At 67.9% G+C, this 23,693-nt stretch carries 18 protein-coding genes and 1 tRNA gene; 8 read left to right on the top strand and 11 right to left on the bottom strand.

Going from position 1 to position 23,693, the window contains the following annotated elements; genetic code table 11:
* Nucleotides 1–23: 23 nt before the first annotated feature.
* The 3 genes from IQ251_RS16785 to IQ251_RS16775 all read left to right on the top strand — a co-directional run bounded on the left by IQ251_RS16785 (nt 24) and on the right by IQ251_RS16775 (nt 1,809).
* A complete protein-coding gene (locus IQ251_RS16785; protein WP_193929554.1) occupies nt 24–263 on the top strand; it encodes a DUF6158 family protein in 240 nt (79 codons plus the stop codon).
* On the top strand, nt 256–1,593 hold the full coding sequence (locus IQ251_RS16780) for an NAD(P)/FAD-dependent oxidoreductase (RefSeq protein ID WP_193929553.1): 1,338 nt from the start codon (nt 256–258) through the stop codon (nt 1,591–1,593). Before IQ251_RS16785 ends, IQ251_RS16780 begins: the two co-directional genes overlap by 8 nt.
* Before the next feature lie 143 nt (nt 1,594–1,736).
* A tRNA-Ala gene (locus tag IQ251_RS16775) sits at nt 1,737–1,809 on the top strand.
* A gap of 365 nt (nt 1,810–2,174) precedes the next feature.
* On the opposite strand, the gene IQ251_RS20310 is transcribed toward IQ251_RS16775, so the two are convergent.
* Nucleotides 2,175–3,416, bottom strand: coding sequence for a PucR family transcriptional regulator (locus tag IQ251_RS20310; protein ID WP_193929552.1), 1,242 nt, complete (start codon nt 3,414–3,416; stop codon nt 2,175–2,177).
* 143 nt (nt 3,417–3,559) lie between these two features.
* Between IQ251_RS20310 and IQ251_RS16765 the strand changes: the two genes are divergently transcribed.
* Nucleotides 3,560–5,356 carry an FAD-binding dehydrogenase gene (locus IQ251_RS16765; RefSeq protein ID WP_193929551.1) on the top strand — a complete coding sequence of 599 codons (1,797 nt, stop codon included), beginning with the start codon at nt 3,560–3,562 and terminating at the stop codon, nt 5,354–5,356.
* A 145-nt stretch (nt 5,357–5,501) separates the two neighbouring features.
* Here the strand turns inward: IQ251_RS16765 and IQ251_RS16760 are convergent, their stop codons facing one another.
* Nucleotides 5,502–6,074 carry a TetR/AcrR family transcriptional regulator gene (locus IQ251_RS16760; RefSeq protein WP_193929550.1) on the bottom strand — a complete coding sequence of 191 codons (573 nt, stop codon included), beginning with the start codon at nt 6,072–6,074 and terminating at the stop codon, nt 5,502–5,504.
* Between the two features lie 239 nt (nt 6,075–6,313).
* On the opposite strand from IQ251_RS16760, the gene IQ251_RS16755 reads away from it, so the two are divergent.
* From IQ251_RS16755 to IQ251_RS16745, 3 genes are read left to right on the top strand one after another with little or no spacing between them, the layout of a single operon-like run.
* On the top strand, nt 6,314–8,389 hold the full coding sequence (locus IQ251_RS16755; protein ID WP_228047247.1) for a neutral/alkaline ceramidase: 2,076 nt from the start codon (nt 6,314–6,316) through the stop codon (nt 8,387–8,389).
* Between the two features lie 27 nt (nt 8,390–8,416).
* Nucleotides 8,417–9,871, top strand: a complete 1,455-nt coding sequence (locus IQ251_RS16750; RefSeq protein ID WP_193929549.1) for a flavin-containing monooxygenase — start codon at nt 8,417–8,419, stop codon at nt 9,869–9,871.
* Complete coding sequence (locus IQ251_RS16745) at nt 9,871–10,857, top strand: NAD-dependent epimerase/dehydratase family protein (RefSeq protein ID WP_193929548.1); 987 nt, start codon at nt 9,871–9,873, stop codon at nt 10,855–10,857. The genes IQ251_RS16750 and IQ251_RS16745 overlap by 1 nt, the downstream gene beginning before the upstream one ends.
* A 204-nt stretch (nt 10,858–11,061) precedes the next feature.
* Here the strand turns inward: IQ251_RS16745 and IQ251_RS16740 are convergent, their stop codons facing one another.
* The 8 genes from IQ251_RS16740 to rph all read right to left on the bottom strand — a co-directional run bounded on the left by IQ251_RS16740 (nt 11,062) and on the right by rph (nt 20,962).
* Nucleotides 11,062–11,424: a DUF1801 domain-containing protein gene (locus IQ251_RS16740; RefSeq protein WP_228047246.1), complete on the bottom strand. Its 363-nt coding sequence runs from the start codon at nt 11,422–11,424 to the stop codon at nt 11,062–11,064.
* Between the two features lie 574 nt (nt 11,425–11,998).
* Complete coding sequence (locus tag IQ251_RS20380; RefSeq protein ID WP_441007489.1) at nt 11,999–12,286, bottom strand: DUF7660 family protein; 288 nt, start codon at nt 12,284–12,286, stop codon at nt 11,999–12,001.
* Between the two features lie 150 nt (nt 12,287–12,436).
* Nucleotides 12,437–12,973, bottom strand: coding sequence for a hypothetical protein (locus tag IQ251_RS16735; RefSeq protein WP_193929547.1), 537 nt, complete (start codon nt 12,971–12,973; stop codon nt 12,437–12,439).
* Nucleotides 12,974–12,982: 9 nt separating this feature from the next.
* Nucleotides 12,983–16,711 carry an RHS repeat-associated core domain-containing protein gene (locus IQ251_RS16730; RefSeq protein ID WP_193929546.1) on the bottom strand — a complete coding sequence of 1,243 codons (3,729 nt, stop codon included), beginning with the start codon at nt 16,709–16,711 and terminating at the stop codon, nt 12,983–12,985.
* A gap of 10 nt (nt 16,712–16,721) precedes the next feature.
* Nucleotides 16,722–17,423 carry a WXG100 family type VII secretion target gene (locus tag IQ251_RS16725; RefSeq protein WP_193929545.1) on the bottom strand — a complete coding sequence of 234 codons (702 nt, stop codon included), beginning with the start codon at nt 17,421–17,423 and terminating at the stop codon, nt 16,722–16,724.
* Nucleotides 17,420–17,734: a type VII secretion target gene (locus tag IQ251_RS16720; RefSeq protein WP_193929577.1), complete on the bottom strand. Its 315-nt coding sequence runs from the start codon at nt 17,732–17,734 to the stop codon at nt 17,420–17,422. Before IQ251_RS16720 ends, IQ251_RS16725 begins: the two co-directional genes overlap by 4 nt.
* Nucleotides 17,735–17,736: 2 nt before the next feature.
* Nucleotides 17,737–18,189 carry a YbaB/EbfC family nucleoid-associated protein gene (locus IQ251_RS16715; RefSeq protein ID WP_193929544.1) on the bottom strand — a complete coding sequence of 151 codons (453 nt, stop codon included), beginning with the start codon at nt 18,187–18,189 and terminating at the stop codon, nt 17,737–17,739.
* 190 nt (nt 18,190–18,379) lie between these two features.
* Entirely contained in the window at nt 18,380–20,962 is a 2,583-nt protein-coding gene (rph, locus tag IQ251_RS16710; RefSeq protein ID WP_370591462.1) for a rifamycin-inactivating phosphotransferase, read from the bottom strand.
* A 313-nt stretch (nt 20,963–21,275) separates the two neighbouring features.
* Here rph and IQ251_RS16705 point away from each other — a divergent pair, with 313 nt between their 5' ends.
* A complete protein-coding gene (locus IQ251_RS16705; protein ID WP_193929542.1) occupies nt 21,276–21,968 on the top strand; it encodes a YdcF family protein in 693 nt (230 codons plus the stop codon).
* Nucleotides 21,969–22,025: 57 nt separating this feature from the next.
* Here the strand turns inward: IQ251_RS16705 and IQ251_RS16700 are convergent, their stop codons facing one another.
* On the bottom strand, nt 22,026–23,312 hold the full coding sequence (locus IQ251_RS16700) for a DUF418 domain-containing protein (protein WP_370591461.1): 1,287 nt from the start codon (nt 23,310–23,312) through the stop codon (nt 22,026–22,028).
* Nucleotides 23,313–23,693 lie beyond the last annotated feature (381 nt).

The raw sequence follows: 23,693 nt of genomic DNA, 5'->3' as shown, positions 1-23,693 counted from the left end.
ATGCGCCGATCCGGGAGGACCAGATGAGCATCTCCAACGGCATCCCCGCATACGAGCTGAGCACGGAACTGCTGCTGCACGAGCTGCGGCACCTGCACGCGACCCGCACCGAGACGTTCCTGCACGGATCTCCCGATTCGCTGCGCGAGCACACCGCCCGCACGTTCGAGATGGAGCAGGAATACCTGCGGCGGCATCCGGAACGCAACGTGGACCCGAGACGGACCCGAGCCGGGGCGAGGGAAGAACCGCAGCATGCCTGAACCACGCATCGTCGTCGTCGGCGGCGGGCACACCGGTCTGACGCTGGCACTGCGACTGCAGTCGCAACTGGGGCCCGACGAGGCGCGCATCACCGTCATCGACCCGCAACCGCACATGACCTACCAACCGTTCCTGCCGGAAGCCGCGGCCGGATCGCTGGAGCCGCGGCACGTGGTGGTCCCGCTGCGCGAGGCGCTGCGCAGCAGCGAAGTGCTCACCGCGCGGGTGTCGGAGATCGACGCGCAGCGGCAGCGGCTGCAGCTGACGCTGTGCGACGGGCAGGACGAGGAGATCGACTACGACGTGCTGGCCGTGGTGCCGGGGTCGATCTCCAAGGCGCTGCCGATCCCCGGTCTGGCCGAGCAGGGCGTGGGGTTCAAGACCATCGGCGAGGCCATCTACCTGCGCAACCACGTGCTCTCCCGGCTGGACATCGCCGCCAGCACCGATGACGAGGAGCTGCGCCGCAGGTTGCTGACGTTCGTGTTCGTCGGCGGCGGCTACGCGGGCATCGAGGCGCTGGCCGAACTGGAGAGCATGGCCCGCTACGCCATCCGCGACCACAGCGGCCTGCGCGAAGCGGACATGCGCTGGGTGCTGGTGGAAGCGATGGACCGGATCATGCCCGAGGTCAGCAGGCCGATGGGCGAATACACCCGCGGCATCCTCGCCGACCGCGGCATCGAGGTGAAGCTGAACACCACGGTGGAATCGTTCGCCGACGGGCACGTGCGGCTCTCCGACGGCGAGGAGTTCGACACCGGCACCGTGTGCTGGACCGCGGGCGTGAAACCGAATCCCGTGCTGGAGCACAGCGATCTGCCGCGCGACGAGGGCGGTCGGGTGCGCTGCTCACCCGACCTGCGGGTGGACGGGACGCGCAACGTCTTCACCGCCGGCGACTGCGCAGCAGTGCCCGACCTGACCAGCAGCGATCCGGACGCGATCTGCGGGCCGTCCGCGCAGCACGCCGTGCGCCAAGCCCGGGTGCTGGCCGACAACGTCGTCTCGCACCTGCGCGGTGCCGCGCTGCGCGACTACCGGCACCGCTACGCCGGCTCGGTGGCCGGGCTGGGCCTGTTCCAAGGTGCGGCCGAGGTCTACGGCATCAAGCTGAAGGGCTTCCCGGCGTGGCTGCTGCACCGGGTGTACCACCTGGCGAAGATGCCCACGCTGTCCCGCAAAGCGCGCATCGCCGGTGACTGGCTGATGGAACTGCCGTTCCGCAGGCAGACCGTCGCACTCGGCGAGCTGCACGACCCGCGCTCGGAGTTCGTGAAGGCCGCCGAGACCCGCGGGCAGCCCAGCCAACGCGACCAGGCGAGCTGATCCGGCCGTTTCACCAGCGTACGAAGGCCACGGGGGTGGTGACCGAGCGGAAACCACCCCCCGCTGAAAGCCCACCGCGAGCTGATGTAGTGTGGGGACACAACGCGGTAAGGGGTCACTCCGAACCGCGGAGAACAGAACACGGGGCTGTGGCGCAGCTGGTAGCGCATCTGACTGGCAGTCAGAGGGTCAGGGGTTCGAGTCCCCTCAGCTCCACCTGAGAGGTACTACGTAGAATACGTGCCTGATTGAAGGCCTGGAAAGGGCCGGAGGCGAGGACGGGCCACCCGCTTGGCGGGTGGCCTTTTTGCTGTCTCGGGCCGATCTAACGGCTCTGGCCCGTTTTTCCCGGTGGTGACCGTGGGTGAACTCGGCCGAGGAGGCTGCGGTGGCGGAGCAGGGCGAAGCCCTCGCGTTCGTCCATGTGCCGTTTCGATCAGCTTCGGTCTCGTGTTCACGCCTCCGCGTTCGTCCACTGTAGACCGACAAGGTACGGGCGGCGTTCGCGGCGGACCGGTCGAATTCGAGTCCGCGGGTGACGGCGGTGTGCGAGCGCGGCAGGACTTCGTGCGCCGCCCGTTTCAGAACGCGGTACGGGTGATGAGGGCGGCGCGCAGGTAGGCGGCGTGGCCGGCGTCCGCGGCGTTGAGGCCGGTGAGCTTGGCTACCTTGCGTACCCGGTAGTCGACGGTGTTCGGGTGCACGTGCAGGCGGCGTGCGGTGCGGCGTCGGTTGAGGCCGCCGTTGAGGTGAGTGCGCAGCGTTTCCAGCAGGTCGGGTTCGTCGTCGATCGGCCGCAGCTTGCCGGCGAGCACGTCGCGGGCAGGTCCGGGTCGGGTGAGCTGGTATTCCAGTGCGAGTTCCTCCAACGTGTAGACCCCGGGCGGGTGTCCGGCCACCGCGAGCAGACGCAGTTCGCGCGTTGTCCGGGCAGCCTGCGGAACGTCGGCGACGGGTGCGACCACAGCCCCCGCGGTGACCTCGGCGCCTGCCGCCGCGCCCGCGGCCAGTACGAGGTCCCGCACGCGCCGGTCCGGTTCGGAGGTGCCGTCGCGGTCGAGGTGGTCGTGGGCGAGCAGCACCACCCCGCGGTTGCCATCGAACCGGGACAACAGCGGGTGCGACCAGCGGCGTTCCAGTTCGGCTCGGAAGCGGCGGAGCTTGCGCCAACGCGCGACCGTCGCGTTGGTGCCGGGAGCCGACTCGTCGGGATGGTCAGCGATCTCCACGTCGAGCACCGCGTAGCTGGCGGCGACCGGCATGCCCAGCCGAGCGGCAGCGTCGGTCGCGTCACCGTCGACGAGCAGCGCCGAGAGCACGTCCTGCTTCGCGGCGCACGCCTCGGCGAGAAAGGTGTCGCGTTCCTGAAAGTACATTGCCGAAGCCACCGAGCCGACCTCGTGCAGATAGCGCAGCAGCATGCCCACCACGTCGAGCAGGGTGCGCACGTCCTCGGGACCGGCTTGCGCGCGGAAATGCTCCCATGCGGCCCGGATACCGACGTTGTGCGCGCTGAGCACCGCCTCGATCGGCACGCCCTCCTCGGCGCGGTGCAGGATGTTCTCGCCGAGTTCGGCCAGTGATCCCGGATCGGGCTTGCCGTCGTTGCGCAGCATGTGCCCGACCATCGCAACACCCCGCTGGATGATCCGGGTGATGTCGCCGCGCAGCTCCTCTTCCGGCAGCTCGGCATAGGCGGGCAGTTCGGCGACCACCTGCGCCAGCACGATGGGCACCAGCGTGGGTGCTGCCGAGGCGATCGCCTGGTCCAGCGGTTCGCCGCGCCACCGCAGCTCGTTCGGGACTCCGTTAGATTCGATCACAACGACGACCTCTCAGGGCTGGAGAACTCACCATCGCTACGACCCGCACAGCGGGTGCAGCATCGTATCCCGACTGCTTTACCAGCGGGTAACTTGCTGTCGATCATCGTCGTCGATCACGCCCGGAAGGGCCGGAGAAGCTTATGGACTCTCGTGACAACGGCCGGTTCAGCCGCCGCTCGGCGCTCATCACCGGCGGGGCCGCCGCGATGACCGCAGCGTGGCCCACCGGCGCCGCAGCCGCCGCACCGCCCACCACCTCCGGTGGCGACGACGCGGACGTGATCGTCATCGGCGCCGGTCTCGCCGGGCTGGTGGCCAGTGCGGAGCTGGCCGACGCGGGCCGCAGGGTGCTGCTTCTGGACCAGGAACCCGAAGGCAGCCTCGGCGGGCAGGCGTTCTGGTCGCTCGGCGGGTTGTTCTTCGTCGACTCCGAGGAGCAGCGGGTGGCCGGGATCCGCGATTCGCTGGAACTGGCTCGTGACGACTGGTTCGGCACCGCCGGTTTCGACCGCGGTGTGCGGCATCCGAAGGGCGAGGACCACTGGGCTGCCCGCTGGGCTGAGGCGTACCTGGAGTTCGCCGCCACCGAGAAGCGGTCCTGGCTGCACGGGATGGGTGTGCGGTGGGTGCCGGTCGTCGGCTGGGCGGAACGCGGGGGGCAGCTCGCCGACGGCCCCGGGAACTCGGTGCCCCGGTTCCACATCACGCTGGGCACCGGCCCGGGAGTGATGGAGCCGTTCGAGCGGCGGGTGCGCGAGGCCGCGGAACGCGGCCTGATCACGTTCAAATTCCGGCACCAGGTCGACGAGCTCACCATGACCAACGGCGCCGTCGACGGGGTGCGCGGCGGTGTCCTGGAACCCAGCGACGCGCCGCGCGGCACACCGAGTTCCCGCGCCCGAGTCGCTGATTTCGAACTGCACGCCCCGGCCGTGCTCGTCACGTCCGGCGGGATCGGCGGCAACCAAGAACTCGTCCGGCAGAACTGGCCCGCCCGGTTGGGCGCACCGCCCCGGCACATGATCACCGGAGTTCCGGCGCACGTGGACGGGCGGATGCTGAGCATCGGCGAACGGGCCGGTGCGCGGCTGGTCAACCGCGACCGGATGTGGCACTACACCGAAGGTCTGGCCAACCACAGCCCGATCTGGCCCGACCACGGCATCCGGGTGCTCGCTGCCCCGTCCTCGCTGTGGTTCGACGCACGCGGCCAACGCTTCCGGAGTCCCGGCATCCCGAGCTACGACACCCTCGGCACGCTGGACCTCATCCAGAAGTCCGGCTACGACTACTCCTGGTTCGTGCTGAACCAGAAGATCATCGACAAGGAGTTCGTGCTGTCCGGCTCCGAGCAGAACCCGGAGCTCACGGCCAAGGACCTGGCGGGCTACATCGCGGGCAGGGCCGTGCACTCGACGCCGCCGCCGGTGAAGGCGTTCCAGGACCACGGGGAGGACTTCGTCACCGCCGCCGATCTGCGGGGACTGGTGGCGGGGATGAACCGGTTGGCCGGTTCGAACCTGATCGACCTCGCCGATCTGGAGCGCCAGATCACGCGCCGCGACCGCCAGGTCGACAACGACTTCACGAAGGACGAGCAGATCATGGGGATCCGCAACTCGCTGGCCTACTCCGGGGATAGCGTCGTGCGCACCACCCCGCTACACAAGATCCTCGACCCGGATGCCGGCCCGCTGATCGCGATCCGGATGAACATCCTGACCCGGAAGACGCTCGGCGGGCTGCAAACCGACCTGTCCGGCCGCGTCCTGGACGAGCAGGCGGCCCCCATCCCCGGGTTGTACGCCGCCGGGGAGGCGTCGGGCTTCGGCGGCGGCGGGCTGCACGGCTACCGCGCGCTGGAAGGCACCTTCCTCGGCGGCTGCTTGTTCTCCGGGCGGCAAGCCGGCCGGGCGGTGGCCGAAGCGACGGCCTGACCTGTTCCCGGCCGGTGCCTGGCCGTCGGCGATCTTGGCGACGGTGGAGGTGTTCGTACTTCAGCGAGCCGAACGCCCGCTCGCGAACACCCTCTCACCGGATCCGACGCGGACGGTTGGGCAGTTCGGTTCGACCGCCGTGCGGTCAATCCGCGACAGTGGATGCGCCGAGCCCGGCCACCAAGCTGGCGAGTGCTTCGGCCAGGTCGACCCTGAGGTCGGCAACGGCCAGACGACGGAGTTCGAGCCCGTCGATCAGCGCTCCGAGCAGGGGAGCGACTCGATGTGCTTCGGGAACACCGGCCGCATGGAGAACGGCGGCTGCAACGCGGTCGTAGGCTGCGTAGCAGCGGTTCGCCGCGTCGCGGAGACCGTCATCGCGGGTCGCGTTGAGGTACAGCTCAAGCTGAGCGATCTGGGCCTGTCTGCTGGGGCGTGTCTCAATGGCGTCGCGCGCACTGGTGAGCGCCTCGGCGATGCTCAGCGTCGATCCCTCGAAGGCTGCGGCGATGGACGACAACCGGGCGAGCTCGTCGTCGACGAAGGTCTGCAGCGCCTCACCGAGCAGCTCCTGCTGCGAGGAGAAATGGTAGGTCAAGGTGCCCAGCGAGACGCCTGCGGACTTGGCGACGACGCGATTGCTCAGGCCGCCGATACCGAGCTCGCCGATGAGTTCCAGCGTCGTGGTCAGGATGTGGCTGCGGGCTTCGCTGCTCATGGGAGCTCCTGGGCGGTTGGGCGTCGGTAGTGCCACTGCTCAACGTCCTGTAGCTGGGCGGCAAGCCGGATCAGGATCGGCGCGGCACGGTCGAGGGGTCGTGCACCCAAACGGTAGCCCGGCGTCGTGGAACCCAACGGGAAGGCTGATCTCCCTGCCGACTCCGCTCGTCGTTCGTTCGAACGAACGAGATCTGTGTTACGGTCCCCCACCCAGGCACGATCAGCGAGGTAAATCACATGGACACGTCTCAGCGTCGTGGAGAAACGGTGCAATCGGGCCCGATGCTTGATCGTCGCGCGATGTTGGCGACGGCGTTGGCGGCAACGTCTCTGGTCGCGACGAACACGCCGGCAGCCGCGGCGGCCGGTCAGGAAACCACCACCGCTCCCTACCTGGTCGGGCGTGCGGTCGCCGACATCACAGGTGAGCCCGAGGGCTCGGACAAGGCGGGTTACGCCGCACCGACGATCAAGACCCACGGCCTCCACACCCGATTGCGCGCACGAGCGTTCGTGATCGTCGACCGGGAGTCGGGCAAGCGGGTGGCCATCGCCATCGCGGAGATCGCCCACATCGACCACGCCATCCGCGAGGAGGTTCTCAAGCGTCTGCAGCGTCAGCTCGGCGACGTCTACACCCGCGACAACTTCCTGCTGACCGCCACGCACACGCACTCGGGTCCAGGCGGGTACATGCACCACAACCTCTACAACCTGGGCAACTTCGGATACGTTGACCAGAACTTCGAGGCGAACGTGTCCGGCATATACGAAGCCGTCTTAACAGCGCACCGGGACCTCGCGCCCGGACGGCTGGACCTCGGTATCGACACGCTCAACGACGCCAGCGCCAACCGTTCCAAGGACGCCTTCGACCTCAACCCCGCTGCCGATCGCGCGTTCTTCCCCGACGCGATAGACCCGCAGTCGACCACGCTTCGGCTCAGCCGGAACGGGACCGCCGTGGGCGCGATCAACTGGTTCCCCACCCACGGCACGTCGATGACACGGGAAGGCACCCACGTCTCCGGCGACAACAAGGGGTACGCCGCATACCACTGGGAACGCGACGTCAAGAAAGTCGACTACCTCTCGTCGGGGAGTCCTTCGTTCGTCGCCGCTTTCGCCCAGACGAACGCCGGCGACATGACGCCCAACTTGAACCTTCAGCCCGGCAGCGGTCCCACGGAGGATCATTTCGCCAACACCCGGATCATCGGGCAGCGGCAGTACCAGACGGCCAAGAACAGTGCCGAACAGCCGTTAACCCACATCACGGGCCCCGTCGACTACCGGTTCACCTTCGTCGACATGGCGAACACCACGATCTCGCCCACCTACACCGGCGACCGGCAGACACACCGGACCTGCAGCGGCGCACTCGGCACCGGGTTCGTAGCCGGTTCCAAGGAGGACGGACCGGGCGTTGACTTCATCGACGAAGGCAGCGGCAACAACCCCGTGTTCAACCTGCTCAGTGCCGCGCTTTACACGGCATCCCCGTCCCTCAAGGCCTGTCAGGCGCCCAAGGACATCGTCATTCCGAGCGGCGACCTCGCCATGACGCCGAATGTCGTGCCGATCCAGCTCGTGCGCCTCGGCCAGCTCTACCTGATGGCGGTCCCGCAGGAGTTCACGATCGTCGCGGGCCTGAGGCTGCGACGCACTGTGGCAAGGATCGTGGACGCACCGCTCAGAAACGTTCTGGTCGCCGGCTACGCCAATGACTACGCCGGCTACGTCACCACGCCGGAGGAGTACGACAAGGGCGACTACGAAGCCGGGCACACGATGTTCGGGCGCTGGACCCTGCCGGCGTACCAGCAACACATGGCAGCGCTGGCCCACGCCATGGTGGACCGTGAAGAGACGAAAGTTCCCATCACACCACCCGATCACACCAGCTCGCTGATCATCGCAACGCCGAACCTCTGGTACGACGCAGCCCCGTCGGGACGCGCGTTCGGTGATGTGCTCCAGCAGCCCAACGCCGCATACATGCGCGGCCAACGGGTCGCGGTCACCTTCGTCGGCGCGAACCCGAACAACGACCTCAAACGGGGATCGACGTATCTCACTGTCGATCTGCACACGCCGACGGGCTGGCGTCGGGTCCAGGACGACGGCGATTGGGCAACCACGTTCCAGTGGTCCAAGACCGGCCCTGGGACATCGACGTTCACCGCCAACTGGGACATCCCGGAGAACGCCCGGGCCGGCACCTACCGCATCACCTATCAGGGGCGCTCCAGGCCACGACGCGGAACTCCGACCTCGTTCACCGGAACAAGCCGCACGTTCCAGGTCGACTGACCGAATCACACTGGAGGAGGATCCGCGGTGTCCAACCATTCGACGTTCGGGGGCAGCCAGTCCCGCAAGCGCAGCGATGCGGCGCCGGTACGTCCCGCTGTCGACTACACCCGCAAGTACGTGATCGTCGGTGGTGGTCCGGCCGGCATGGTCATGGCTCGCGCTCTGCTCAAGGAAGGAGTCCCGTTCGACTGGTTCGAGCGGCACAGCGACTTCGGCGGAATCTGGGACATGAACAACCCAGGCACGTCCATGTACGAGTCCGCGCATTTCATCAGCTCGACGTACACCAGCGGCTTCTGCGGCGAGCCGATGCCGACGAGCTTGCCGGACTACCCGAACTGGTGGCAGATCCGTGACTACATCCGCGAGTTCGGCCGCAGGTGGGGACTCTACGAGAACGTTGCGTTCAACACGTCAGTCGAGCACGCAGAGCCGCTTCCCGAGAATCGCTGGCGGGTCTGGCTTTCGGACGACCGCGTCCTTGACTACGACGGGCTCATCGCAGCGCCGGGTGTCACGTGGCACCCGAACGTCCCGAAGTTCGCCGGCACAGAGACGTTTCGCGGTGATATCCGACATTCGGTGACCTTCCGCAGCGGCCAGGAGCTCCTCGGCAAGCGGGTAATGATCGTCGGCGCGGGCAACTCTGGCGTCGACATCGCCAGCGACGCGGCCCGGCACGCGACCCGCGCGTTGTTCTCGGTGCGCCGCGGATACCGCTACGTCCCCAAGCACATCGGAGGAATCCCGACGGACGCGGTGCTCAACGGGATCGTGGAGCCACCGGCGGGACTGAGTCTGTCCAGCGACATGAACACGCTGATCGACTCGCTCGTCGGAGACCTGACGCGTCTCGGTCTGCCTGCACCCGATCACGACGTGCTCAGCAGTCACCCGATCATGAACACACAAGTGCTGCACCACCTCTCCCATGGAGATCTCGTCGCCAAGCCCGACATCGGCCATTTCACGGAGACCGGTGTCGTCTTCACGGACAACACGTTCGAGGAACTCGACCTCGTGCTGCTCTGCACCGGGTACGAGTACAAGATCCCGTTCCTGGACGAAGACCTGTTCACCTGGAAAGCCGGTCACCCCCAGCTTTACCTGAACGTGTTCAACCGGGACCACGACAGCCTCTACGTGCTGGGCTTCATCGAGTTCGCCGACGCCGCGTACATGCGGTTCGACGAGATGGCACAGCTGGTCGTCATGGACATCCGGGCACGTGAGACGGGCGAACATCGCGAAGCGCTCCTGGAGCTCAAAGCGAACGACCGGCCCGACCTGCGCGGCGGAATGGCCTACATCGACAGCCCACGGCACGTGAACTACGTCGAGTCGCACACCTACCAGAGGTATCTCAGCACGTTGCGGAACCGGTTCGGCTGGCCGGATCTCGACCACTCCTACTACGACGCCATCCGCCCGGAACGGGCCGTTGGCGAGCACGGTCACGAGCCCGGAGGGATGCAGTGATGCGCTGTCTCGTCACCGGAGCCACCGGCTTCGTCGGAAGCAACCTGGTGCGCAGCCTGCTGGGCGCCGGACACGACGTGGTCGCGACCGGCGCACCGGGGTCGACCACTCGGTATCTCGACGACCTCCCGTTGGAGGTCAGGCTCGTGGACCTGCTTGACTCGTCGCAGGTCGGCACCCTGCTGGAGGGCTGCGACTGGGTGTTCCACGTCGCCGGTGACACCTCGACGTGGTCGGCGCTGACCGAGCGACGCCGCAAGGTCAACGTCGATGCTGCGGCACGACTGGCTGATGCTTCGCTCAAGGCGGGGGTCCGGCGGTTTGTGCACACGAGCACCGTCGATGTCCACGGGTACAACGTCGACGGGAGTCCCCTGCCCGAACGCGCAGGCGAGCGCAGCCTGTGCGGCATCGGCTACGACTACGCCGACACCAAGGCCGCCGGCGAGGCGGCAGTTCTCAACCGGGTCGACGACGGTCTCGACGTCGTCGTGGTCTACCCGGGATTCATGATCGGTCCGTTCGACCACACCCTCCAACTCGGACGCGTCATCCGCGGCATGCAAACAGGCAAGACCACCTTCGTTCCACCCGGCACCGCGTCGTTCTGCGATGTCCGCGCCGTCGCGGACGGCATGGTTGCGGCCGCGGAGAGAGGAAGGGCCGGGGAGGGGTACAACCTCACCGGGCACAACCGGAGCTACGCCGAGATGTTCACCCGAATCGCCCAGTTGGTCGGTGCGACGAAGCGTCCGGTGAAGGTGTCACGTGGCGTCCTGCTCGGTTACGGCCGGCTGTGCCAACTCGGAGCCCGATACACGCACCGCCCCCCGGACATGGATCCGGGACTCGCAAGGTACCTGTCGGTGCCCCAAGCCTCGGAGTGGACGAAAGCACGCGATCAGCTGGACTATCACCCGGGCGACGTCGACACAGCGCTTCAGGACGCGGCCGCTTGGTACGACGAACACATGCCCACACAGTGAAGATCGCAGCACGGTGCGCCTATCGCCGGAGCGGGCCCCGCGCGATGGCTCGCGGACCCGACGCCCCACCTCAAACGCCCGGAGACGCCGCACCCGAGGAGGCCGCACCGCGCGACACTGCTCGCCAACGCGGTGCAGGCCTCCTCTACGCCCGTACCACGACCCCGCTCATCCCAGCGCCGACAACGTCACGACCCGCAACAGCTAGCGGAAGGCTGTTCGTACCAGGTCGGCGACCCTTGCTTCCGTGGCGTCATCGATCTCTTCGAGGAACCAGGCCGACGGGCGCAGCGTGCTGCCCGGTTCGCGTTCGACCGTCGCCTTCTCCGACAGGCCGAACGACATCACCCCATCGTCCAGCCGGAAGAACACCAGCACCGGGGCACTGCGCCCGGTGGCGTAGCCCGGCATGCCGTACCAGATCCGCGGTTTGAGCTTCGGACCGGCGCTGAGGATCGTCTCGTGCAGCCGCGCACCGATCGTGGCGTACGGTTCCGGCATCCCGGCGATCTTGTCCAGGACCGCTCGCAGGTCCTTCGTCGTCTTGTCCGTCTTCATCGTGGACACGCCTGACCCACCCTTCATCTCGCGCCGCATTCGCGGCATGGTGACCACAACCGCCCCCGAGCGGGGCCGGTTGCGCAATCTCCACCGCGGACGTGTCCTGACCGAGGCCAGTCCTCTCCGCGAATGTGTCAGACGAGCACTTCGTCATCGACCGCGCGAGGCACAGCAGGTGCCAACACCCAAGCTACCAGGCCGGCCCCGAATCCGGACCCCTCCAGCGCACACCGTCGGTCGTCGGACCGCGCCGTGCGGTCCCGCTGGCCGAGCGACGAGACCTACCTCGGGTAGATCGACGGAGGCGTGCTGGGCGCTCTCCGCACCGGCCCCGCGGCCAACGTGCTGGCCGGCCGGGCAGCAGCCCTGCACACCTACCCCATCCGCGAGGTCTACACGATCACCTCCGCCGGTCGACCGACCGAGGTCGGTCTGCGCGGCTACCCCGTCGCGCAGGCGATCAGCGCCGCGGGCGCGGACAACCAGCGCAACGCGAGCACCTTGCACCTCCTCTTCAGCGACGCCCAGCACGCGCACCAGACGCACGCCGAGCGCGGGTCCGGTCCAGGTACGGACCCGGTCACCGCTGACCTGCAGCAGGGTGGGCGTCCACGGGGCCTGCGGGCCCAGCCACTCGCGGACCTGCGGATGGGCGAGGGGCAGGGCCCGCACGGTGCCGCCGCTCGCGTCGCGGATGACGGCGGACACCGAGCTGCAGGCTCCGCACGATGCGTCGATCCGCCACCAAAGCCCAGGATGGCTCGTCCGGAACGACTTCCCCGCGCTGCGCGAAGTACCCGTCCATATCCGCCACCCACGCCCCGGCAGCGTCGAGAAAGTCCTGGACCGCTGCGTTCTCGACTGCCACCTCGCCTTAGCGCAATGCGGCGGCAAGGGCGAGAGGTAATCCGAAAGCTCCACCTTCGATTGGATCGAATTCGGGTTCATCACGGGCTCCACATCTCACCGGCCCCTGTTCCGCCCGACCAAGGAGCGCACGAATGACCCGAGACTTCCTTCAGTCTTGGGGGTACGGCTCGTATGCGTTCCAACCCGCCACAGCGAGCAACGTGACGCCCTCCTTGTACAACTGAACCGCCCCCTGGGTGTACAAATGCTTCGGCGCTTCCGCGCGCGCGCCCGTGCGCGGGTTCAGCACCCACGCTCCACGGAGCATGGACTTGCGGGCGCGGTTCACCACTTTGCGCCAAGAAGTGATAGCGGACGGATCATCTGCCCCGGCACCAAGCATGGTTTCCCGAAGCCCTTGATCGTTGAACGTCCCCAACGTCATGGTCAAGACATCGGGGTTCAGCTCCAGCGAGTCCATGCCGGAGGTCCCGCTGCTGTCCAATGGCCCGGGCCCGACGCACACCCGGTTGATCGGCTCCTGCTGCGCTTCAGCTGCCAAACCATCAAGTCGCACCAACGACACCCGGTAGTCGGGGAAGAAGCGCTCCACCAACGCGTCGACATCCATCCCCTGGAGCCATTGCGGCAACAGGGACAGGGCCTCGTCCGGGGCGGCATGGAACTGGAGACTTAGCTTGGTCATCGGTCACTTTCAGTTGTACGGAACGAAAGTCATTGGGACTCCGGCACCTTCCAGGTCTTGGATCGCTTCCTCCTCCCGCTTGATCGGAGTACCGTCCTTCCGCTGCTTGCCGACGTTGATCCCGTATTCGCTGCCGTCGTCTCGCTGCACCAGTATGTCAGGACGCCGCGACCCCTTATGACCGCCAGGGGTGGCGACTACGGCTTCTGGAAGTTCACGTCGTTGACCTCCCGCCACGACCGTGCCATCGGTAACCTTGTCCGCTTCCGCTTTGATCGTCTGGTTGTGGGGTCCTTCCCCGAACGGTTTCGGCCCCCGCTTTTTCGGTTCGCAGGACAAACCAAGCGGGTCGAACCAGATACTCGGATTCGAGACATACGTGTGCGGGTTGACACCACCTACCAGCCCGATCGGGTCCGCACTGCCGAACCTGCCGGTCTGCGGATCGTAATGCCGGTGGTAATTGTAGTTGAACCCGGTCTCCGGATCATGGTATTGCCCCGGGAACCGCAACGGCGTATAGGCGCCGGCGCGGCTCTGCGCAACGGTATTGCCCCACAGGTTGGTCCGATGGAACCAGGCGATTCCACCCTGGTCGTTGACAAGTTCCACCGGCATCCCTACAAGATCGGTGATGATGGAGTAGAACTGCTCGTCGATCCACGGCTGCGGCGCGTCCCGAACGACGGTTCGCTCGGATTGGGCGAGCGGCCGGAACGTGCCGGGCTCGTGATCCCACGACGTAATGCGCACGACTGATGGGGCGCTTTCAGCTGTGTGCCCCTGTTCGACGAGAACGGTGTCGTCCCAGGTAAACTCGATCTGTTCGAGGAGGCGTGCCCCGTCCGAGGTTATACGTTGTTTGGCGATCCGACGTCCGAGCGGGTCGTACCGGTAGTGCCATCGGGTTCCGTCCGGGGTGCGGATGTCGACCAGACGGTCATCGGAGTCCCAGAAATAGCGCCAGGTTTCCGGCTTATGGGACAGCCGCTTGCGCTGCCGCAGTACAACCCGTCCCTGCGCATCGTGTTCGTAGCGGACATTGCCCGCGGCACGGACCAACGTCCCGTTGTACTCACGATCCCCTATCGCATCCGGCTCCTGCACCCCGTCAGCGGTCGGCCAGGACGCACTCGTGATATTTCCCGCTTGGTCATAGGCATAACGTTCAACCCACTCCCGCCCCTGGACCGCGGTGACCCGGCCTCGACGGTCGAGTTGGAAGGTGCGTGGTCCGGTGAGTTGGTCGTTGACACCGGTCAACACACCATCCGCTCGATATGAGTACGCCCGGTTTTGCACCTGCCGGTCACCACCGCCGTGGACCTGCTGCCTGAGCAATTCGTGGTTCCCGCCCCACGTTTGCTTCAGCACGGCTCCCGGGCCGAGCACTCGGTGCACCTCGTGTCCCGCAGCGTCGTAGTCGAACCGCAGTATGCGCCCCGCTGTGCACAGCGCAATTGGCTGGCCGTTTGGATTGAATTCCCAGCTGCTCTCCAAACCGGCAGGGGTTCGCCGACGAACGCGGCGCCCGAGCACGTCGTACACCGAAGAGACGGTCCGGCCATTAGTCGTTTCGGTGAGCACCCGGCCGAGCGGATCGCGGCGCAACGTTACCTGGGCGTACGCATTCATCGCCTCGATGAGGCGGCCAAGCTCGTCGTAGTTGAACGTCGCAGTTCCGCCTTCGCCCCGACGTTCGATGACTTGACCCAGTGCGTCGCGAACGAAATGCGTTGTCTCCCCGGCACCGTTGGTCCGTTGCACGAGCTGACCTGCTCGGTCATGCCGGTAGACGACCAGGCGTCCGTTGAAGTCGGTCTCCTGTGCGAGGTTTCCGGCAGCATCGTACGCGTATCGCCAGATCAACCCTTGCTCGTTCGTGACACTGGCCAACCTGAGCTCAGTGTCATAGCTAAATCCCAGCTGAGTTCCGTCCGGACGATTTTCCACTGCAGGCAGGTCGAGACCCGTGTACTCGATGTACGTGGCTTGCCCGAGAGCATCGATATGCGTACGCAAATTGCCCTCGGCGTCATACAACCACTTCTCGATGGCACCAGTCGGCGACATCTGCCACGCAGGTTCACCGTCGATGGTCCAGCCGTACCGTGTGGCCGAACCCAATGGGTCGATCATCGCCATCGCCCGGCCGAAGGCATCGCGCTCGTAGCGCGTGGTGTTGCCCGAAGGGTCGGTCATGGCAATGATTAACCCGGCCGCGTTGATTTCCACTACGCGTACACCACTGAGAGCGTCGGTGATCGAGACGAGGTTGCCCCGCTCACCGTAGGTATAGTCCGTCGTGGCACCGATCTGATCAACCGCTCTGGTGAGGTTCCCGCGCTCGTCGTACTCGCGGCGCGACACCGTGCCGTCCGGCGCGATGATCGTGATCGGGAGCCGGAGCTCGTTGTACTCGACGCGGGCTTGGCTGCCGTCCGGGCGGGTGACCGCGGTCAGGTTGCCCGCTTCGTCGTACTCGTAGCGGGTCGTGCGGCCGAGGGGGTCGGTGCGGGAGAGCAGGCGGTCGTGCTCGTCCCATTCGGAGTGCGTCTCGGCGCCCAGCGGGTCGATCTGCCGGAGCACCTGGCCCGCATCGTTGAGGTGGTATGTGGTGCGGGCGCCCTGCGAGTTCGTCCAGGTGGTGATCCGGTTCTCGCGGTCGTACTCCATGGTGCCGCTGAGGAAGCCGCCGGAGCCCTCACCTGCGATGACCCGGCCTTCGTGGTCGTAGACGAAGCGGTACCACGCGTCGTTGCGGTCGGTCCAGCTCGTGATGCGGCCCGCGCGGTCGTAGGTGAAGCGCATCGGCAGGCCCGAAGCGTTGATCACGCCGGTGAGCCGGCGGTCCTCGTAGGTGTAGCGCCGCAGCAGCACGTCCTCGCCGTTGTCCGCTTCCCGGAGGTACAACGCCGTGACCAGGCCGTCATCCGACTCGACACGGATGCGGTAGCCGCCCGAATGCCGCACCTCGACAGGCGTGTCCTCCGCGTCGCGGTCGACCTCGATGCGGTGCTCGTTGCGATCCACGATCGCGGTCAGCGACAGGACGGCGCCGGCCCCGGTGAACAGCAGCTTCCGCCCGGATTCGGATTCCGCGAGGGTGCAGCTGCCGTCATCGTGCCGGGTGAGTTCATGGCGCGAACCGCCGAACGTCACGGTCGCACCGACCGCCGGTGTCGGGGCCAGCAGCAGCTTGCCGTCTTCCGCGGCGAACGAGACGCCGGCGCTCCCGAACTCCAATCGCTGGTCCAATGTGGACGTCCAAGACGGGCCGAAATGCCTGCCGACGCGGTACGACGACAGGTGCGTCCGCTTCAGCACCAGGGGCAGCACCGACTGCAACGACACATCGGTGTGCTGCATGATCATCTCGCCGGTGGCGATATCGATCGGATCGCCCTGCGTGGTCCGGTCTTCCCCATCCCTGGTCGGGCTCTGCGGGTCGTCGGACCGCTCGCTCAGCGAGTCGTCTCCGCCGCGGTCCCGGTTGCCCCCGGGCGTCGTCGAGCCGTTCGACGGCGGGCCGGTGCCGGCCGGGGTCGTGCCCGCCGGAGGACCCTGGCCGTTCGAGCCCGCGCTGCCTCGGCCGCCGCGGGCCGCTTCCTGGACGGAGTCCTGACCGGCGGAGACGCTGGAGCTCCCGTCTCCGCCGCTCCCGCGCGGACGCCGGTTGCCGGAGCCGCCCCCTCCGTCGTCGCCGCCACTTCCTCCTCTGGGCTTTCCCGGTGCCACGGATTCCCCCTCATCCGTTCAGCAGCTTGCTCAGGTTCGTGAGGCTGTCGATCAGGCTCGTCACGTAGGTGAAGATGCGGCCCACCCACTTGACGACCGCCGCGGTGATCTGGGCAGCGATCACCGGGATCGTCACCACGAAGATCGCTTCGACCGCCCACACGACCACCCGAGCCACCAGGTCGGCGATCAAGTCGCGGACGATTTCGCGGGTCATCTCCACCAGGCCGCCGGCACCTTCGGTGGCCGCGGCCATCGCCGCCGAGACCGAGGCCAGACCGCCGATGGCGTCCACGTTGTTGGCCATCATCGCCTGGTACGCCTCGGACGCCTCGCCGGTCCAGCCGGGGAGATCGCTTTCCAGGCTCGATTTGAGGTCTTCGGACATGGCGCCGAGTTCGTCGGCCATGTTGGTCCAGGTATCGGCATGCGACTGCACCACGTCCGGGATGCCGGTCAGCTGGTCGAGGATCTCGCGCAGCGGCTCGAAATACTCCATCGCCCAGCCGATGCCGTTGGACAGCAGCGCGCTGAACGGGTCCAGCACGGCCGACGCGACTTCCAGACCCACGCCCATCCCGGCCAGCGCGCCGGCCACCCAGTCCTCGCTCTGGATCGCGGTGACCAGGCCCTCGATGCTCTCGGCCGTTCCGGCACCGGTCCACGGCTGGCGGGAGGACTCGACATCCGCGACCAGCGAATCGTCGCTCATAACCGGTCCCCGCCGGAGGACTGCAGCAGGTCCGCGTTGTCCTCGTCGAGGCCCTGGTAGTCGTCGGCGACCGCCCGCAGCGATTCCGCGGCGAGCGAGAGGTTCTCCGCCACGAAGTCGACCAGCTCGTCCTGCCTGGTGTGCCGGCCTTCGAGGATCCCGGCGATCCACCCGCACAACAGCCCGTAAGCCTGATCGTCCTGCTGGATGTGCGAACTGGCGTCCCGCACCGCGTCGAACCGCGCCTCGATCTCCTCGACCTTGCCCGCGTGCGCCCGGATCTGCTCCGCGCTGACGTCGTACCCGCCCATGGTCACCACTTCTCCAGGAAGGACCGGTTCTCGTCGTCCTCATCGGGTTCCGGTGCCGGGGCCGCCGCGCTCTCCTCCGGGTCGGTGCGCAGGTGGTTGCCCACCGATTCGGCGATCGCGCGCGCCGCGGGGGATTCGGTGCCCACCGTCTCGGCGATGATCTCCTGGGACCGGTCGGCGAGCCGGTTCTTCGCCTCGGCCAGGGTTTCCATGACCGTCCGGGAGACCACGTCCGGCTTGGTGCGCTGCATCCGGCTGGTCAGCGTGAGATCGACCAGGGCGCCGGTGGAGTCGATGGTCACCTCGACGAGCCCGCTCGGGTCGGCCGCGGTGACCCGGACCTCCTGCAGCCGGTCGCTCATCGTCCGAGTGTCCGCGGCGACCTGCTCGACGCGGTCCTTCCACGCGGCCAGCTTCTCCCGGGCACCGTCCGGATCGAGGATGTTCTCGTCCATACCCTCCCCCAAGGGTCGCGTCGCGGATGTCCGCCCCTGCAGAGTAGGGATCTCGCACCCCGAACGGGCGCGTGATCGCGCGAATGGCCCGAATGGCCGCACCGCCGGCGGCCCGCACGAGATCTACCGCCACGGGCTCGGATTCGGCAGCCGGCGCAGGGCGCGGGTGCTCTGGCGCTGAGCGGCCCGCCTAGGGCAGGAGCTCGACGTATCCGTTCGTGCCGTCCAGGCGGATCCGCTGCCCGTCCCGGATCAGCCGGGTGGCGTGCTGGACACCGACGACGGCCGGTACGCCGTACTCCCGGGCGATCACCGAACCGTGCGTCATCTGGCCGCCGACTTCGGTCACCAGCCCGGCGGCCGTGACGAGCACCGGCGACCAGCTCGGATCCGTGTAGGCCGTGACCAAGATGTCGCCGGTTTCGAGCTCGGCCTCCGCCATGTCTCCGACGACGCGGGCGCGTCCCTGCACGGTTCCGGTGGACACCGGCAGGCCGACGAGCGCATCCGGCGGTGCCTGCGCGCGGCGGTACGAACCGGCCACGGCCTCGCCTTCCGAGGTGAGCACCCGGGGCGGGGTGCGCACCCGCTGCGCCTCGAACGCCGCCCGGCGCCGCGCGATGAGCTCCGGGTCGACGCGCCCGGTGCGCACGACGTCGTGCAGTTCCGGGAACGCCAGGAAGAAGACGTCCTCCGGCCCGTCCAGCGCCCCCTCGCGCACGAGGCGCCCGGCCTCGCCCAGCAGAGCCTGCTTGTACAGCGAAAACCGGTTGACCATGCAGAACTTCGGGTATTCGCGGTACCCGGCGAACGTGCGGAGGCGGTCGATCACCGGTTTCACCTCCGCGGCTTTCGCCTCTCCGCCCGGCAGGGCACGCAGGCGCCGCAGCAGCTCCTGCTCCTTCTCCCGCGCTTCCCGCCGCCCCTGTTCGAAACGCCGCTTCCCGGCGCCTGGTTCGACGTTGTCGATGTTGCCGAGGATCGCCGGGACGATGCCCGCGGGTTGCTCGTTCCACCGCGGCCGGGTGATGTCGATCTCGCCGACGCACCGCATGCCGTACCGGTCGAGCCAGCCGCGGATGGCGTCCCGCGCTGCCCGCCCACCGGGGAGGTCGGGCAGCTCGTCCAGGAAGTCGTCGTCGGCGACGTCGCGCAGGAACGCCACCACCTCCGGATGCGGGCGGATCGCGTCGGCGACGTCCAGGAGGGCCAGACCCATCTCCGAGGTGATGTTGTCCGGGACGGACCGGGTGAGCACGTCGGCGGCGTTCTGCTCGCCCAGCCACGCGTGCAGCCGTTCGTTGAGCCACGACGCGGCGTCCATGGACGCCAGGACCGCCTGGTGGCTGCGCGGATCCAACAGGAGCCGCTGCAGTTCCCCGATGTCGTCCCGGATGAAGTCGAGCAGCTCGGTACCGGACTTCGCGCGGATCTCGCGCCGCAGCGCGGCCGTGGACCGCTCGGCGCGCTGCACCAGCTCGGCGACGACCGCCGGGTCGGTCTCGATCGGTTCCGCCGGGTCGGTGCTGATCGGCACCGGCGGATCGGTGGACTCGTCCTCCACCGGGGCGACGAAGCCGCGATCGGCGACGGTCCGCAGCGCGTCCCCGATCAGCGGATCCGAGGTGTCGAAGACGTCCAGCAGCTCGGCGCGGCTCGCCCGGCCCGCCAGGCGGCGGGTGACGTCGACGAACAGGTGCGCGCCCGCTTCGACCATCGGTGCGGGCGTCGTCATCAGCCAGAACGACCGCCCGAGCGGCTTGATCGGATCGGTCATCATCTGCGCGTGTCCGACGGAGACGTAGACGCGGTTGTCCCGGTCCTCGGCCGCGGGGATGGGGAACAGCGTGGTGATCGGCCTGCTCTGCACGATCTGGAAGGTCCCGTCGGCGAGGCACCATTCGATGTCCTGCGGCGTCCCGAAGTGCGCCTCGATGCGCCGGCCCAGCTGCACCAGCCGCACTGCCTGCTCGTCGGTCAGCACCGGTCGTTCCTGCAGCTCGGGTTCGACCGGCCGCTGCCGGGTCCCGCCGCGCGGATCGGCGTGCACGGCCAGCGGCTTGCCGGCGACCGTCCGGCCGACGACCGCGCCGTCGCGCACCGCGTGCACGTCCGGGCTCACCAGGCCGGAGACCAGGCCATCGCCGAGACCGAAACCCGCCTCCACCGCGCTGACGTTCCGGTTCGACGTGACGGGGTCGGCGGTGAACAGGACACCGGACGCGTCCGGGAACACCATCTCCTGCACCACGACGGCCATCCGGACCGCGCGGTGGTCCACACCGCTGCGCAGCCGGTAGACCACGGCCCGGTCGGTGAACAGCGAGGCCCAGCACCGGCGGACGTGGTCGAGGACCGCGTGCGGGCCGACCACGTTGAGGGAGGTGTCGTGCTGTCCGGCGAAGGAGGCCGCGTCCGAATCCTCGGCCGTGGCACTGGATCGGACGCTGAACGCCGGCGCGTCCACCCGGGCGAGCGCGCGGGTGACCGCGGTCGCCAAATCGTCCGGGAAGGGGGTTCCTTCGAGGGCGGCGCGGATCTCGGCGCTGAGCGCGCGGATCGCATCCCGATCGTCCGGATCCACGCGGTCCAGCCGATCGAGCAACCCGCCCATGGACGGCGCTTCCGCCATGATCCGCCGGAAGGGGCCGGTGGTCACGCAGAATCCCGCGGGCACGTGCAGGCCGTCCAGCCGCGCGAGTTCCCCGAGGTGCGCGCCCTTGCCGCCGACGACCGCGGTGCACGAGCGATCGACGTCGCGGAGATCCAGCACGGAGTCGGATGCGAGGGACCTCGCCGCACTGCTGCCCGTATTGCGCATTCGCTGCTTCCCCAAGAGCCGGTTCCGGCGATGACCGGGGAATTCTGCGCCAAGGCCGGGGTCTTGCCACAAGCCCGTGCCCGTGCTATACGTTGAAAAAGGCAGGAAGCGTGCAGCTCCTGCCCTTTTTCGTCTCCGATCCCCTGCGCACGTCCGGGCCCGCGATGATCCGCAGCTCCGAGGCCCGGAGCACCGGAGGCGGCCGTCACTCCGTCCGGGGATGTGGCGGGTGCGTCGTGCCGGGGCGGAGCGGGAGACTTCGCGGATGATCGTCACGGATTCGCACCCGGGAGCGGGCTCGCCCGGCCCGGTGCCGCAGCAGCTGCGGGCCGACGTCCAGACGCTGTGGGAGTACCACCGGCTCGACCACGAGCCGAAGCCGGTCGACGTCGCGATCGGGCTCGGCAGCCACGATCCCGGGGTCCCGGTGCACGCCGCGCAGCTGTACGCGCGGGGGCTGTTCGACCTCATCGTGTTCACCGGCGCGAACGCACCGACGAGCCTGGAGCGGTTCCCGCGAGGTGAGGCGGTGCACTACCGGGAGATCGCGCTGGACAACGGGATCCCGGACGAGGCGATCCTGCTGGAGCCGGACGCGCGCAACACCGGGGAGAACATCGCGCTGACCCGGGATCTGCTGCGCGAGCGCGGGGTGCACGTCGGATCGGCGCTGCTGGTCAGCAAGCCGTACCAGCAGCGGCGAGCCCTCGCCACGGCCCGCAAGCTCTGGCCGGAGGTGGAATTCGGCTGCACGGCTCAGCCGCAGACGCTGGACGAGCACGTGCAGGCCGTCGGGGACGCCGAGCGGGTGATCAGCATGCTGGTCGGCGACACCCAGCGGATCACCAGCTACGCCCGCCGCGGGTTCGCGGTCGAGCAGGACGTGCCGGAACCGGTGCAGCGCGCGTTCGCCCGGCTCGTCACCGCCGGGTACACCCGGCGGCTGCTCCCGGAGTGAACACGAGAACCCCGGGGCGGCCGGTACCGCCCCGGGGCTCGTGGCTCGCGGACGACCTCAGCGCACCGCGCGGGTGGCCGAGGACGAAATCTTGGCCACCAGCTTCTCCAGCGGCCCCTGCCCGTACCAGCGCTGCCAGACCACCGCGAACAGCAGGCTGCCCACGATGAACCAGAACGCGTTGAGCGCGGTGTAGTTCGGCTCACCGCCCCAGAGCAGCTGCATCATCACCAGGTGGCCGACGTAGCAGGTCAGCGAGATCGCGCCCACCGCGCCGAGCGGCTTGAGCACCCGCGTGCCCACCCGCTGCAGCATCAGGCTGCCGCCGATGATCAGCAGCGAGAGCCCGACGCTGCCCGCACCGTCGAACGGGGTCCCGGTGTGCGCATTGGCCAGCAGCAGCCACGCGGGCGTGTCGGTGGGCGGGGTGCCGTGCACCTTGAACAGGCTCAGGTGCAGGAACTCGTCCACCGGGACACCGTCGGCGTCGGCGTAGGGCTGCAGGCTCGCGTACAGGCGCTCGGCGCCGCCCCACGCGTTCAGGGCCAGCCAGGAGGTGCCGTAGGCCACCACGGCCAGCGCCGCTCCGCCGATCGTCAGCCACTTGGCCACGACCTCCGAAGTCAGGTCCATGCGTCCGAGGGCCATGCCCGCGAACACGTACCCGATCCAGATGAAGGCGGGGAACACGCCGGTGAGCATCAGGGTCGTGACGAACTCGCCCGCCCCGGCCCACGAGTTCAGCTGCTCGGCGCCGAGATCGTTGAGCGGCGTCTCCATCAGCGACTTCGGGAAGTAGATGCTGCGCACCAGCCAGGACGCCAGCGGCATCCCGATGATCGCCACACCGGCCAGCACCGCGAGCGCTCCGGCCCGCAATCGCAGGAACGGCAACGACAGCAGGAAGAAGCCGCCGTAGTAGGTGAGGATGATCCATACCGGGACGATGAACACGAGGTTCATCACCACACCCAGGGCGAGCATGAGCAGCGCGCGGCTGCCGATCCGCACCAGCGCCTTGCGCCAGCCCTTGCCGACCGCGGGGGCCGTGCTGCCGGACATCATCGCGATCGAGATGCCGGCCAGTACCGCGAACAGCACCGCGGCCCTGCCGTGGAACGGCAGGAAGGCCCACGAGTCGGGGTGGTCGTACTCGGTCGGCCCGACGTGCGCGGCGAACATGCCGAGGATCGCCACGGATCGCGCGACATCGACACCGAGCAGCCTGGCTTTGCCCTTGTCAGGTTTTTTCTGTTGCGTCTTCGCGTCGCCGGCCCCGAGCGGTTTCTGCTGAGCGGATTTCTGATCGGCGGGCTCGGCCTCGCCGGCCACCTTCTCGCTCACAACCGCGGCGCGGTCTTCACTGGGTGATCCTGTAATGCTCATGATCCGTAACTCGCCGTCCCGCCGGTTTTTCGAGCTATAGGGTACCCGTATGGGTGATATGCCGGTATCGACAGGAGGGTTCAATACTACGCATCGCAGCGCAAGTGCGCCTTTCTTGACCGTAAAGGGTTGCTGAACCACTCCTGATCGGCACACCGTGAACAGTCCGTACCTTCGGATCATCCGGACAATCCACAAAATTCCCCATCCGGAGCAGCGTCAGGATGACCGCACGTGGTCACCGTAAGATCCCGGCCCGATCATTCCGACACACCCTCCCCGGAGGGAGATGCCTGGTCAGTAGGCGGATGCGGACCCGGCACCGGCGCGGCGGCGTGC

This window comes from Saccharopolyspora montiporae (genome assembly GCF_015209505.1).
Taxonomy (GTDB): Bacteria; Actinomycetota; Actinomycetes; order Mycobacteriales; family Pseudonocardiaceae; genus Saccharopolyspora; species Saccharopolyspora montiporae.
Note: the sequence above shows the minus strand (reverse complement) of the source record. Positions and strands in the feature narration are given on the sequence as shown.